At 60.3% G+C, this 14,293-nt stretch carries 10 protein-coding genes; 2 read left to right on the plus strand and 8 right to left on the minus strand.

Features of this window, described 5'->3' with window-relative positions:
• The first annotated feature begins 3 nt into the window (after positions 1-3).
• Together fucP and AC790_RS07965 are read left to right on the plus strand one after the other, a co-directional pair.
• Positions 4-1,329, plus strand: coding sequence for an L-fucose:H+ symporter permease (fucP, locus tag AC790_RS07960; protein ID WP_007886874.1), 1,326 nt, complete (start codon positions 4-6; stop codon positions 1,327-1,329).
• Positions 1,326-2,339 carry an aldose 1-epimerase family protein gene (locus AC790_RS07965; protein ID WP_049851415.1) on the plus strand — a complete coding sequence of 338 codons (1,014 nt, stop codon included), beginning with the start codon at positions 1,326-1,328 and terminating at the stop codon, positions 2,337-2,339. Before fucP ends, AC790_RS07965 begins: the two co-directional genes overlap by 4 nt.
• A gap of 79 nt (positions 2,340-2,418) precedes the next feature.
• Here the strand turns inward: AC790_RS07965 and urtE are convergent, their stop codons facing one another.
• The 8 genes from urtE to atzF all read right to left on the minus strand — a co-directional run bounded on the left by urtE (position 2,419) and on the right by atzF (position 14,141).
• The gene (urtE, locus tag AC790_RS07970; protein WP_049851416.1) at positions 2,419-3,117 is read right to left on the minus strand and encodes an urea ABC transporter ATP-binding subunit UrtE; all 699 of its coding nucleotides are present in this window, start codon (positions 3,115-3,117) and stop codon (positions 2,419-2,421) included.
• A gap of 1 nt (position 3,118) precedes the next feature.
• Complete coding sequence (gene urtD / locus AC790_RS07975; RefSeq protein ID WP_049851417.1) at positions 3,119-3,910, minus strand: urea ABC transporter ATP-binding protein UrtD; 792 nt, start codon at positions 3,908-3,910, stop codon at positions 3,119-3,121.
• Positions 3,903-4,979, minus strand: a complete 1,077-nt coding sequence (gene urtC / locus AC790_RS07980) for an urea ABC transporter permease subunit UrtC (protein WP_049851418.1) — start codon at positions 4,977-4,979, stop codon at positions 3,903-3,905. The genes urtD and urtC overlap by 8 nt, the downstream gene beginning before the upstream one ends.
• Complete coding sequence (gene urtB, locus AC790_RS07985; RefSeq protein WP_049851419.1) at positions 4,979-6,544, minus strand: urea ABC transporter permease subunit UrtB; 1,566 nt, start codon at positions 6,542-6,544, stop codon at positions 4,979-4,981. Before urtB ends, urtC begins: the two co-directional genes overlap by 1 nt.
• A 175-nt stretch (positions 6,545-6,719) precedes the next feature.
• Positions 6,720-7,988, minus strand: coding sequence for an urea ABC transporter substrate-binding protein (gene urtA, locus AC790_RS07990; protein WP_007884919.1), 1,269 nt, complete (start codon positions 7,986-7,988; stop codon positions 6,720-6,722).
• A gap of 28 nt (positions 7,989-8,016) precedes the next feature.
• A complete protein-coding gene (locus AC790_RS07995) occupies positions 8,017-8,715 on the minus strand; it encodes a GntR family transcriptional regulator (protein ID WP_049851420.1) in 699 nt (232 codons plus the stop codon).
• Between the two features lie 9 nt (positions 8,716-8,724).
• Positions 8,725-12,342, minus strand: coding sequence for an urea carboxylase (uca, locus tag AC790_RS08000; RefSeq protein WP_049851421.1), 3,618 nt, complete (start codon positions 12,340-12,342; stop codon positions 8,725-8,727).
• Positions 12,343-12,344: 2 nt separating this feature from the next.
• On the minus strand, positions 12,345-14,141 hold the full coding sequence (gene atzF / locus AC790_RS08005; RefSeq protein WP_049851422.1) for an allophanate hydrolase: 1,797 nt from the start codon (positions 14,139-14,141) through the stop codon (positions 12,345-12,347).
• Between the last annotated feature and the right edge of the window lie 152 nt (positions 14,142-14,293).

Genomic DNA, 14,293 nt, shown 5'->3' on the forward strand with positions numbered 1-14,293 from the left:
GTTATGCAACCGAGCATTGTTCAGCAACCTGATGGTTATTTGAATAAAACGCCGCTGTTCCAGTTCATTTTGCTCTCGTGCCTGTTCCCGTTGTGGGGTTGTGCGGCGAGTCTGAACGACATTCTGATCACCCAGTTCAAAAGCGTATTCGCGTTGAGCGATTTCGCCAGTGCGCTGGTGCAGAGTGCGTTTTACGGCGGCTACTTCCTGATCGCCATCCCAGCTTCGCTGGTGATCCGCAAAGCCAGCTACAAACTGGCGATATTGATGGGGCTGGCGCTGTATATCGTCGGCTGCGTGCTGTTCTATCCGGCTTCACACATGGCGACCTACACCATGTTCCTCGCGGCGATTTTCGCTATCGCTATTGGGTTGAGCTTCCTCGAAACCGCTGCGAATACCTATAGCTCGATGATTGGACATCGCGATCACGCCACGCTGCGCCTTAACATCAGCCAGACGTTCTATCCGGTTGGCGCCTTAATGGGCATCGTGCTGGGCAAATATCTGGTGTTCCAGGAGGGCGACAGTCTGGAAAGCCAGCTGGCCGGCATGAACGCTGAACAGGCGCACGCGTTCCGTCTCACCATGCTGGAACACACGCTGGAACCGTACAAATATCTGGTCATGGTACTGGTGGTGGTGATGCTGCTGTTCCTGTTCACCCGCTATCCGCGCTGTAAGCCGGAAAGCAGCGGGAAATCCTTGCCGTCGCTGGGCGAGACCTTCCGCTATCTGGCGACCAATCGTCACTTTAAACGCGGCATCGTCGCGCAGTTCCTGTATGTCGGTATGCAGGTGGCGGTGTGGTCGTTCACCATTCGTCTGGCGCTAACGCTCGGCGCAACCAATGAGCGCCATGCTTCTAACTTTATGATTTATAGCTTTATCGGCTTCTTCATCGGTAAGTTTGTTGCCAACTTCCTGATGACGCGTTTCCGGGCGGAAAAAGTGTTAATTGCCTACTCGGTGCTCGGTGTGATCACGCTGGCATGGGTGATGTTTGTGCCGAACTTTACCGCAGTGTATGCCGCGATCTTTGTCAGCGCGCTGTTTGGGCCCTGCTGGGCGACCATCTATGCCGGTACGCTGGCGACCGTCGATAACAAATACACCGAAGTGGCGGGCGCATTTATCGTGATGTCGATTGTGGGTGCTGCTTTCATTCCGGCGCTGCAGGGCTTCGTCTCCGATCATTTGGGATCGATGCAGCTGGCGTTTGGCGTTTCGCTGCTGTGCTTTGCCTGGGTGGGTTACTTCTTCTGGGGCGAACTGCGCCATAAAAAGCAGGCTGAAGCGGCTGGTCGTTTAGTCGAGGAGATGCCATGAAAACCCGTTTACCGTTACGTCGGGAACAGTTCCATGCAACGCCGAGCACGCTGCTGCGCAACGAGACGTTCCACGTCGAGCTGTTTCGCTACCCAGCGGGCGTCGAAGCGGTGCGCATCAGCAACCCACGCGGCACGGTGATCGTGCTGCCGTTTTACGGCCAGATGGTGTGGGACGCCAACTTTGATGGCCATGCGCTGACCATGGGCCACAGCTTTAAGCAGCCGCTGCTCGGCAGTTCGATAATTGATACCTACGGCTGTTTTGCTTTCCACTCCGGACTGCTGGCCAACGGCTGCCCGGCCGCCGAGGATGACCATCCGCTGCATGGCGAAATGGCCTGCGCGCGCATGGACAGCGCGTGGATTGTATTGGAACACGATCGCCTATCGCTGGAGGGCGAAACCGAGTATGTGAAGGGCTTCGGCCATCACTATCTTGCCGCACCTGCGGTGCGGCTTGAGGCCAATGCGGCAAGGCTGCACATTGAGATGAACGTCACTAATCTGGCCGGTGCGTCGATGCCGCTGCAGTACATGTGCCATCTCAACAGCGCGTGGGTTGAGCAGGGACGTTTCCAGCAGTCGATCCCGACGGATGCGTTCCAGCTGCGCACCTCGATCCCGGCACACGTGAAGCCAACGCCGCAGTGGCGCGCTTATACCGATCGGCTGGCTGCCGATCCACAGGCGTTTCAGCCATTGGATCAGCCGGAGATGTGCGATCCAGAGATCGTGTTCTTCGCCGACGATCTGCAGCAGTATGGCGATGAGGTGCAGTTCGAGCTGCACTCGCCGCAGGGTTTTGCCCTGATGACGCGCTTCTCCAGTCAGCAGTTTCCGCACGCCACGCGCTGGCTGTTGCATAACCGCGATCAGCAGGTCGCGGCCTATGTGCTGCCAGCCACCTGCCGCCCGGAAGGATTCAAGGCGGCGCAGCGCGCGGGAACGTTGATTGAACTGGCGCCTGGCGAGCAGCGCCATTTCAGCGTCGAGACCGGCATTTTGTAACTAAACCGTAGGGTCGCCATTTATGGCGACCAGATTTCCAGGTGCGCATAAATGCGCACCCTACGAATAAACGGCGCAATCAAATCGCCACCAATCCCCGCACGCCGTCGGCTTCCATGGTTGATCCGGCACCGCGCTGCACGATCTCACCGCGTGACATCACCAGATAGCTGTCGGCCAGCTCGGCGGCGAAATCGTAAAACTGCTCGACGAGCAGGATCGCCATATCACCGCGCTGCGCCAGTTGGCGAATCACCGCGCCGATCTCCTTGATCACCGAGGGCTGAATCCCTTCGGTGGGTTCATCAAGGATCAACAGCTTTGGTGAACAGGCGAGGGCGCGGCCAATCGCGAGTTGCTGCTGTTGACCGCCCGACAAATCGCCGCCGCGTCGTGCTTTCATCTCACGCAGCACCGGGAACAGCTGGTAGATCTCCTCCGGCACCGCTTTGGCCTGCGCGCCGGAAAAGCGCGCCAGCCCCATCAGCAGATTTTCTTCCACCGTCAGACGCGGGAAGATTTCACGCCCCTGCGGCACATAAGCGATGCCAGCCTGCACGCGCTGGTGCGGTTTGCGGCCGTTAATCACTTTGTCCTGCCAGCGAATCTCGCCGGATTTGGCCGGAATCAGCCCCATCAAACACTTCAACAACGTGGTTTTTCCCACGCCGTTGCGTCCCAGCAGGCAGGTGATTTCACCCGGTTTAGTCTCAAACGACAGGCCGCGCAGAATGTGGCTGCCGCCGTAATATTGATTCAGTTCCGCGACTTGCAGCATGTTAGCGCCCCAGATAAACGTCGATAACCCGATCGTCCGCCTGCACTTCGCGTAACGATCCCTCGGCCAACACCTGGCCCTGATGCAGCACGGTCACGTGATCGGCAATGGTTTCAACAAAGCCCATGTCGTGCTCAACCACCATCAGCGAATGCTTGCCGGCGAGACTGCGAAACAGCTCGGCGGTGTACTCGGTTTCGGCGTCGGTCATGCCCGCCGCCGGTTCATCCAGCAGCAGCAGATGCGGGTCTTGCACCAGCAGCATGCCGATTTCCAGAAACTGCTTCTGGCCGTGCGACAGCAAACCGGCCTGGCGCTGACGTTCGCCGCCGAGTCGTAGCAGCTTCAGCACCTCATCAATGCGATCCTGCTGCTCGCCGTTCAGTCGGGCGCGCAGGCTGGCCCACACCGATTTGTCATTTTTCAGCGCGATTTCCAGATTCTCGAACACCGTGAGCGCTTCAAATACCGTGGGTTTCTGGAACTTGCGTCCGATCCCAGCGCGCGCGATCTCCACCGGCGACATTTTGCTGAGATCGGTATCCTGGTCGTAGATCACCTGGCCATTATCCGGTCGGGTTTTACCGGTGATCACATCCATCAGCGTGGTTTTACCCGCGCCGTTGGGGCCGATCACGCAGCGCAGTTCGCCGACGCCGATCTTCAGTGAGAGATCGGTTAGCGCGCGGAAACCGTCGAATGACACGTTGATCTTCTCCAGTTGCAACACCGGATCGGTCTGTTCACGATGGCGATCCGACGGATGGGGTTGGGTAAACAGTTGTTCAGTCATCACGCCTCCGGCGCAGCAGGCCAATCACGCCACGCGGCAGGAACAGCGTGACCAGGATAAACATCAGGCCGAGGAAGAACAGCCAATATTCCGGGAAGGCGACGGTAAACCAGCTCTTGGCGCCGTTAACGATCGCCGCGCCCAGTAGCGGTCCAATCAAAGTGCCGCGTCCGCCTAACGCCACCCAGATTGCGGCTTCAATCGAGTTGGTCGGCGACATTTCACTCGGGTTGATAATGCCGACCTGCGGCACATACAGCGCGCCCGCCAGCCCGCACAGCACCGCCGAGAGCGTCCAGACAAACAGCTTGAAGCCTTTGGGATCGTAGCCGACAAACATCAGGCGGTTTTCCGCATCGCGCACCGCCGTCAGCACGCGGCCGAATTTGCTGCGCGCCAGCGCGAAGCCGATGCCGAGACTCACCAGCAACAGCAGCACCGTGGCAACGAACAGCCCGATGCGCGTACCGGTAGCGGTAACGTTAAAGCCAAGCAGCGTGGTGAAGCCGGTAAACCCGTTGTTACCGCCGAAGCCGGTTTCGTTGCGGAAAAACAGCAGCATGCCGGCGTAGGTCAGCGCCTGCGTCATGATCGAGAAGTAGACGCCTTTGATTTTTGAGCGAAAGGCGAAGAAGCCGAACACCAACGCCAGCAGGCCCGGCACCAGCACGATCAGGCACAGCGCCCAGGCAAAATGCTGCGTGCCCGCCCAGAACCACGGCAGCTCGCTCCACGAAAGGAATGACATAAACGCCGGCAGGCCGTCGCCGGAGGCCTGGCGCATTAAATACATGCCCATCGCATAGCCGCCGAGCGCGAAGAACAGGCCGTGACCGAGTGACAGCAAACCGGCGTAGCCCCACACCAGATCGAGCGCTACCGCGACGATGGCGTAACAGAGGATTTTGCCGACCAGCGTCAGCGTGTAGGTGGAGATCGCCAGCGGATGGGTGGCAGGCAGCAGGGCGCAGAATGGCAGCACCAGCAGCAGCGCGGTGATCACTACACCAAGGCTGAGGGTCAGGCGCGGCGCCTTACGCGAGATAGTTAACGTCATTGGCTGGCTCATCAGTCAATCACCCTCCCTTTAAAGGCAAACAGGCCCTGCGGACGTTTCTGGATAAACAGCACGATCAGCACGAGGATGAGGATTTTGCCCAACACTGCGCCTATCTGCGGTTCCAGCACTTTGTTAAGAATGCCGAGGCCAAACGCCGCCACGACGGTGCCCGCCAGCTGCCCGACGCCGCCCAGCACCACCACGAGGAAGGAGTCGATGATGTAGCCCTGACCCAGCTCCGGCCCGACGTTGCCCAACTGCGACAGCGCCACGCCGCCGAGTCCGGCAATGCCAGAACCGAGGCCAAAGGCCAGCATATCGATGCGTCCGGTGGGTACGCCGCAGCAATCAGCCATGGCGCGGTTCTGCGTCACGGCACGCACGCTGAGACCAAGGCGAGTTTTATTCAGCAGCAGCCAGGTGAGACTCAGCACGGCAAACACGAACAGGATCACCGCGATACGGTTGTACGGCAGCACCAGATTAGGCAGCAGCTGCAGACCGCCGGAGAGCCAGCTCGGGTTGGCCACTTCCAGGTTCTGCGCGCCAAACAGCATACGCACCAGCTGAATCAGCATCAGGCTGATGCCCCACGTCGCGAGCAGGGTTTCCAGCGGACGTCCGTAGAGATGGCGGATAATGGTGCGTTCCAGCAGCATGCCCATGCAGGCGGTCACCAGAAATGCCACCGGCAGCGCCAGCAGCGGATACCAGGCGAGCCATTGCGGCGCGAACTGCTGGAATAGGCTCTGCACAAACCAGGTAGCGTAGGCGCCGAGCATCAGCATTTCGCCGTGCGCCATGTTGATCACACCCAGCAGGCCGTAAGTGATCGCCAGACCGAGTGCCGCCAGCAGCAAAATCGAACCGAGCGACAGGCCAGTAAACGCCTGTCCGATCAGATCGCCCCACATCAGGCGCTGTTTAATCTGCTTCAGGCTGGTGGCGGCAGCTTCACGGACTTTAGCATCGGGCTCATTACTGGCCTGGGTTAAGCGAGTAAGGCTAGCCTGCATGTTGGGATCGCTGGATTCGCCGAGCAGCGTCACAGCTTTAAGGCGCAGCGCCGCATCCGGGCTGGCGAGTTGCAGGTTAGCGGCGGCCATCAGTAGCACGGTGTGGACCTGTGCATCTTTTTCGCTGGCGAGGCGCTGCTCAAGCAGCGGCAACATATCGGCTACGCCATCGTTTTGCAGTTGTTGCGCGGCACGTAAGCGGATCGTCGCATCGTTGCTCACCAGCTGATGAGCGGCGAGGGCGCTGGCGACCAATACGCGCAGCCGGTTATTCATAAACAGTTTTTTGCTGTCGCCAGCGAGCTGTTGCGCGCTATCGAGTGGCTGCAACGTATCGCCCTGTTTGCTGAACGGCTGCTGTTTCTGGTCGATGACCACGGTTTCATTGCGCAGCGCCTGCAGCAGCGGCAAGCGGCTAGCCTGCGGCGCGGCGGCCCACTGTTGCAGCAGCGTGGCTTGTTGGGTGCGGCTGGCGGCCGCGAAGTCTGCGCCATCGCCCGCCTGGGCGAGCCAGGGCAGCAGTAACAGCAGACAGCAGAGATAACGGCGAATTGTCATGGTTCTGGCCCTGAAGGAGGTAGTTTGAGATTGATGTTGCTGTCCCCCTCCTCGGTCCTCCCCCATAAATGGGGGAGGATGACGCTGCCATATGTTGGTTAAGGAATTACATGTGGCAGCGTCTCCTTCCCCCGTTAACGGGGGAAGGCCGGGATGGGGGACAGCGAGCACCCAATTACTGCGTTGATTTCACCGGATGATCGGGCTTCTTGTCGTTACCCGCGATGTACGGGCTCCACGGCTGGGCGCGCACCGGTTGCTCGGTCTGCCACACCACGTTGAACTGGCCGTTCTCTTCCACTTCGCCAATCATCACTGGCTTGTGTAGATGGTGGTTGGTTTTATCCATGGTCAGAGTGAAACCGTCTGGTGCTTTGAAGGTCTGGCCCGCCATCGCCGCGCGCACTTTGTCTACATCAGTGGTGCCGGCTTTCTCCACCGCCTGCGCCCACATGTGCAGGCCAACGTAGGTCGCTTCCATCGGATCATTGGTTACCACGGTGTCGGCGTTCGGCAGGTTATGCGCTTTCGCGTAAGCGCGATAATCCTTCACAAATTGGGCGTTGGTGGGGTTATCCACTGACTCAAAGTAGTTCCACGCCGCTAACTGACCAACCAGCGGTTTGGTATCAATACCGCGCAGCTCCTCTTCACCCACCGAGAAGGCGATCACCGGAATATCGGTGGCTTTGATGCCCTGATTCGCCAGCTCTTTGTAGAACGGCACGTTGGAGTCGCCGTTGATGGTGGAGATCACCGCGGTTTTGCCACCGGCAGAGAACTTCTTAATGTTGGAAACGATGGTCTGATAATCGCTGTAACCAAACGGCGTGTAGACCTCTTCGATGTCTTTATCCTGCACCCCTTTACTGTGCAGGAAGGCGCGCAGAATCTTGTTGGTGGTGCGGGGATAAACGTAATCAGTGCCCAGCAGGAAGAAGCGTTTAGCGCTACCGCCATCTTCACTCATCAGGTACTCCACCGCCGGAATCGCCTGCTGGTTAGGCGCGGCGCCGGTGTAAAACACGTTCGGCGACATCTCTTCGCCTTCGTACTGCACCGGATAGAACAGCAGGCCGTTCAGCTCTTCAAACACCGGCAGCACCGATTTGCGCGATACCGAGGTCCAGCAGCCAAACACCGCCGCCACTTTATCCTGCGTCAGCAACTGACGCGCTTTTTCGGCGAACAGCGGCCAGTTGGAGGCGGGATCCACCACCACCGGTTCCAGCTTTTTGCCCAGGACGCCGCCTTTGGCGTTGATCTCATCGATAGTCATCAGCGCCACATCCTTCAGCGGCGTTTCGGAGATCGCCATGGTGCCGGAGAGCGAGGACATAATACCCACCTTGATGGTGTCAGCAGCCTGTGCCGCGAAGGCAAAACCCATGCTGGCAACAGAGGCAGAGAGCGCGAAAGCCTTGAGCAACGAACGTCTTTTCATCAGTAAACCCCTAACTGTGTTTGTGTTGTTATTCAATGGGTTGAAGTCGAGCCTGCTGTAACATATGCAATGTAATCTTTCTGACCTCTGCCTTACTGACGGCGATGTGGTCGGTTAAAATGCGCTGCGCCTCCTCGGTCTGTTGCTGGAAAATCGCCCGTAAAATCTGAGCGTGCTCTCGGTATGTCGCCTCCATTCGGTCGTCGCGGGTAAAATCGAGACGGCGAATGATGCGAATCTTTTCGGTCAGTTCGGCGTGGATGCGCGCCATCTCCTGATTGCCAGCGGCCGCCACCAGCGCCATGTGAAAAGCTTCATCCTGCGCGGAGACCGTTTTGCCATCGGCCAGCGGTAGCGCATCGATCCAGAAGCTTTTCTGTGCCGTCAGGGTTTGCGCACACTGCACGGCGGGCAGGGCGCACAGGCGGCGCACCGCTTCGCACTCCAGCACGGTGCGGAAGTCGTACAGCTCTTCGAAATATTCGAAGTCAAACGGCTTCACCTGCCAGCCGCTGCGGAACCACACTTCGACGTAGCCCTCGCGCTCCAGCCAGAACAGCGCCTGACGCACCGGCGTGCGGCTGACTTCCAGCCGATCGGCGATTTCGTTCTCGCTGAAACGGTCGCCCGGCATCAGACGGAACTCAAAAATGTCCTGTTTCAGCGCCTGATAGACCTTCTCGGCCAATGCCTCAGGGCGGCCTTTGCTGCGCGGGCTCGTGTTCATGCCGTCTCCTTATTCCAGCCACAGCAGGGCATCGCCCGGACTCACCGGACGTCCTGCCTGGCAGGCAATGCGTTTCACCTGGCCTGCCTGCGGTGCGACAATTGCCAGTTCCATTTTCATCGCTTCCACGATGATCAGCGTTTGACCGGCTTCCACCACGTCGCCCGGCTGTACCAGCACTTTCCAGATGTTGCCGTTCATATCGGCGCACACCGCCAGCGCATCATCGTCGGCTTCCGCCACCTCCAGCGTCTCATCACTGGTGAGTGGCGCGTTCTGCTCTTCCTGCGCCCACAGCGTCACTTCCTGTTCGAAGGCGGCCGACTGGCGCTGACGGAATTCGCCGATCGACGCGGCGTGATCGGCCAGGAACTGCTGATGCGCGGCGAAATCGAATACCGTCTCTTCAATGCGCACCGTGGCACGGCCTTCGCGGAAGTCATCGCGCAGCTGCGTCAGTTCGTCTTCGGTGACCGGATAGAAGCGCACCTGATCGAAGAAGTGCAGCAGCCACGGCTCGTCAGCGGCGAACTGAGGGTTTTTGAGGAACTTGTTCCAGATCGGCAGGGTGCGGCCCACCAGCTGATAGCCGCCCGGCGAGTCCATGCCGTAGATGCACATGTACATGCCGCCAATGCCAACGGTGCCTTCGGCGGTGAAGGTGCGCGCCGGGCTGTATTTGGAGCTCAGCAGGCGATGGCGTGGATCGATCGGTACTGCGCACGGCGCGCCGAGATAGACGTCGCCGAGGCCGAGAATCAGATAGCTGGCATCAAAAATCGTGTCGCGTACCGCTTCACGGCTGGCTAAGCCATTAATACGCTGGATAAAATCGACGTTGTTCGGCAGCCACGGCGCGCTGGCGCGCACGGTTTCTTTGTAGCGCTCCACCGCGCCGAGCGTCGCGCTGTCTTCGAACGCCATCGGCAGCCAGACAATGCGCGACGGCACTTTCAGCTGGCTGACATCGCCCAATCCGCTCTCCAGCTCCAGCAGTAACTGCATCAGCTGTTTCTGGCTGAGGATCAGGCTGTCGTAACGTACCTGCAGAGAGCGCACGCCGGGCGACAGCTCTTCCACGCCCGGCACCGCGCGCTCGCGCAGCGCATTCATCAGCAGATGCACGCGCAGGCGCAGCGCCAGATCCAGCACGTTATCGCCGTACTCAATCAGCACATATTTATCGCCCGCCTGGCGATACACCGCCGCTGGCGTGGTCGCCGTGGCCGGTAACGCCGCCAGCAGGGTGGCGGAACCGATAGCGCTGGCCGCTAAAGAGGGCACCGCAAAAGCCGGTGCATGGGCACTGCGCAGGGTGGCCACGCTGTGCGCCTGGGCTTTTTCCAGCGCCACCGCTTCGTCAGCGCTAATCGGATGGAAGCGAATGCGGTCGCCCGGTTTCACCTGGCCGACTTTCCACAGCTCGGCTTTGGCGATGGTCACCGGACAGACGAAGCCGCCGAGGCTTGGGCCGTCATGCGTCAGGATCACCGGGAAGTCGCCGGTGAAGTTCACCGCGCCAATGGCGTATTCGCAGTCATGTACGTTGGACGGATGCAGACCGGCTTCGCCGCCGTTGGCGCGCGTCCATGTCGGTTTCGGACCAACCAGGCGGACACCGAGGCGGGTGGGGTTGTAGTGCACCTGCCAGTCGCTGGCGAAGAACTCATCAATTGCCGCCTGAGTGAAGAAATCCGGTGCGCCGTGCGGTCCGTACAGCACGCCGATGCGCCATTCGCTGCCGTAGTGCGGCACCAATGCATGATCGAGCGCCTGCGGTGCGCTGACCGGCGCGGGCGTGGTACAGGCCGCCAGCTGCGGCTGGGAGATCGGCAGCATATCGGCGACGCGCAAGGTGCGTCCGGCGTGGCCGCCAAACTGGCCGAGCGAGAAGGTTGAGCGGCTGCCGAGATACTCCGGCACGTCAAAGCCGTTGCGCACCGCTAAATAGGTGCGGCAGCCGCTTTGCGCGCGGCCTAACGTCAGGGTTTGCCCTGCTTTAACGCTGACGGGCTGCCAGTAGGCGATACTTTCGCCATCGACATCGGCCGCACAATCGGCGCCGGTCAGGGCGATCACCGCATCGCTATGGAAGCGCAGCGTCGGGCCTTGCAGGGTAAATTCGAGGCCCGCGGCGCTGTCATGGTTGCCGACAATGCGGTTGGCGAGGCGGAAGGCGAAATCGTCCATCGGGCCGGATGGCGGCACGCCGATATCCCAATAGCCAAGGCGGCCAGGAAAATCCTGAATGCTGCTGAAGGTGCCGGGCTGCAGCACTTCAATCACGCTGGCGGATGGCGTGAAGCTGTCGAGGAAGCGCGTCCACACCTTGCCGCTGCGGAAGGCCTCGGTGGCGACGATCTGGCGCAGATAATCGAGGTTGCTGGCGATGCCGTGCAGCTGGGTGGCGTCGAGCGCCTGCTGCATTTTTGTTAACGCCGCTTCACGCGTCTCGGCATGCACGATCAGTTTGGCCACCATCGGATCGTAAAACGCCGAGACTTCGGTGCCGGTAGCGATCCAGCCATCGACGCGCACATCGTCCGGGAAACAGACGCCGGTTAAGACGCCGGGGCTGGGCTGGAAGTTTTTCAACGGATCTTCAGCGTAGAGGCGCACTTCAATCGAGGCGCCTTGCGGCGCCTGCTGCAGACGCGCCCAGTCGATGGCATCGCTCGCCGCGACTTGCAGCATGCACTCAACCAGATCGAGACCGGTGACGCATTCGGTGACCGGATGTTCCACCTGCAGGCGGGTGTTCACTTCGAGGAAGTAGAAGGCATCTAGCTCGGCGTCGTAGATGTACTCCACCGTGCCAGCGCTGCGATAGTTGACCAGCTCGCCAAGGCGCACCGCCGATGAGAGCAGCGCTTCACGCGTTGCCTGCGGCAGATTAGGTGCCGGCGTTTCTTCCACCACTTTCTGGTTGCGGCGCTGCAGCGAGCAGTCGCGTTCGCCGAGGGCAATTACTTTGCCGCTGCCGTCGCCAAAAATCTGCACTTCCACGTGGCGTGCGCGGTCAATGCAACGTTCTAAAAACACTCCCGCATCGCTGAAGAACTGCTCGCCAAGACGGCGCACGCTCTCCCACGCATTGCGCAGCGCATCGGCGTCGGCGCAGCGCGTCAGACCAATGCCACCGCCGCCGGCGGTGCTTTTCAGCATCACCGGATAACCGATGCTGTCGGCGGCGCTTAAGGCTTCGTCCAGCGAACTCAGCAGCGGCGTGCCCGGCGTCATTGGCACGCCAGCGCTGGCGGCTAATTCACGCGCGCGGTGTTTCAGGCCAAACTCGCCAATCTGCTGCGCGGTGGGGCCGACGAAGGCGATACCGGCTTTTTCACAGGCATCGGCGAACGGCAGGCTTTCCGAGAGGAAACCGTAGCCCGGCCAGATGGCTTCGGCACCGGTTTCCTGTGCGGCGGCGAGGATTTTATCAATGCGCAGATAGCTGTCGCTGGCTTTGTCACCGCCAAGCGCGATCGCCACATCCGCTTCTTTGACGTGGCGCGCGTTGCGATCGGCATCGGAATAGACGGCGACGCTTTTCACGCCGAGGCGTTTTAAGGTACGGATGGCGCGACAGGCGATTTCGCCACGGTTAGCAATCAAAACGGTGCTGAACATGCTTATTTACTCCCCTGAGAAGCCAGCCAGTTGCGCCAGCCGCCAAATTCGGTAATTTCCAGCGCCTGCGACAGCACCGCCGGTTCACAGATAAAGCCTTTGACGCTGCGGCCGTCGGCCAGCGTTAACGAGCCAATGCCGAGCGGGGCGGGGATCTCCGCCACGAACTCGCCAAAGCGTGCCAGCGGGATATCCCACAGCTCGACGGTAATCGCCGCGCCGCTCTCACCGCGCAGCAGGCCCGGCTTCTTAATTGGGCCATCGAGCAGAGCAAACAGGCGGTAGTTGCTGGCGGTTTGCGTCTCTTCCACCAGCACCGCCTGACGCGTCGTCAGCTGGAAGTTGAGCGGCATACCGGTGAGATGCGCGCCTACCACCGCCACGCGTACGTGATCGGCAGAAAGCGGCAAGGTGGCAGATTCCGCTGGCGGCGCTTTGCCGGTGGCACCGAGCGGCAGCGACATCTGCTGCTGCCAGCGCACACCAAAACCGGCCAGCGCACGATCCTGCCAGGCGGGCGCAATCAGCGTGATGCCCGCCGGTAAACCATCGGCGCGGAAGGGGGCCGGCAGCGCCAGTGCGCTGAGATCGGCAAGATTGGTGAAGTTGGTGTAAGTGCCGAACTGCGAGTTGTAGAGCACCGGCTCCTGCTGCATTTCGGCCAGCGTGTGGACGGTTGGTGAGGTGGGCACCACCAGCGCGTCGAACTGCGCCAGCGTTTGCTGAATCTGCCGCGTCAGCTCGGCACGCAGGTATTCCGCCTGATAGGCTTCGCCCGCGCTGTATTTCAGGCCGCTGCTGACAATGCCGAATCCCCCCGGATCCATCTCTTCCGGCCGATTGATCATCTCGCCCACCGCCACGGTGCGCTCGGCGACCCACGGGCCGTAATAGAGCTGTTCGGCCAGCTGGTGGAACACGGAGAAATCAATCGGGTGCAGCGTCGCGCCACCTGCCTGCAGTTGCTCTAGCGCCGCCAGCCATGCCGCTTCGGCCAGTTTGTCGCCGAAGAATTCCGGCGTGGCGGGAATGGCGAAATCAGGCTGCGCTTTGAAGCTGGCGGGCGCGCTGAGCGGATTGCTGCGCGAGTAGGCATCGCCGGCGTCATAGCCGCCCGCCGCCGTGGCCACCGCGAAGGCATCTTCCACCGTTAACGCGAACACCGAAATGGTGTCATTGAGGCGGCAAGCCGGCACCACGCCGCTGGCGGAGAACCAGCCTTTGGTGGGCTTAAGGCCGACGATATTGTTGAAACCGGCCGGTACGCGGCCCGAACCGGCGGTATCGGTGCCGAGTGAGAAGCCCACCAGTCCGCGCGCCAGTACCGAAGCGGAACCGGAACTGGAGCCGCCGCTGACGTAATCCGGATTGAAAGTGTTGCTCACCGCGCCAAATGGCGAACGCGTGCCGACTAAGCCAGTGGCGTATTGATCGAGGTTGGTTTTGCCAATCACCACCGCGCCTGCGGCTTTAAGCTGCGCCACCACAAAGGCATCGGCGGCGGCGGTGTAGGTGAAGGCGGGGCAGGCGGCGCTGGTCGGCCAGCCGGCGACATCAATATTGTCTTTCACCGCAAAAGGCACGCCAAACAGCGGCAGCGCGGCCGGGTTGCGCTGATAACTCGCCAGCAGCGGCTCAATTTGTGCCTGCAGCTGCGCGGGTGTGGCGAGATAAAGCCAGGCGTTATCCTGCGCGTCGATTGCGTCGAGATGTGCTGCCAGCAGGGAAGTAATTTGCTGTGGATCCTGTTGGTAACTGCGTTGCCAATCCTGGAGCGTAAAGCCAAAGGTCAATGCCATGAGTGAATTCCAACTGGTATACAAGATGGAATTCAACAGAGCAAAGCGCGTGCCATTTTTGTAAGCCAATGAAAGCGCGTAGTTAATTGATGTGTAATACGTTTTTCTGATGATAAATTGCACAACGGCGGCGCAAGCGCTGTGCAATGGCG

It is taken from the genome of Pantoea sp. RIT-PI-b (assembly GCF_001187905.1).
GTDB classification, from domain to species: domain Bacteria; phylum Pseudomonadota; class Gammaproteobacteria; order Enterobacterales; family Enterobacteriaceae; genus Pantoea; species Pantoea nemavictus.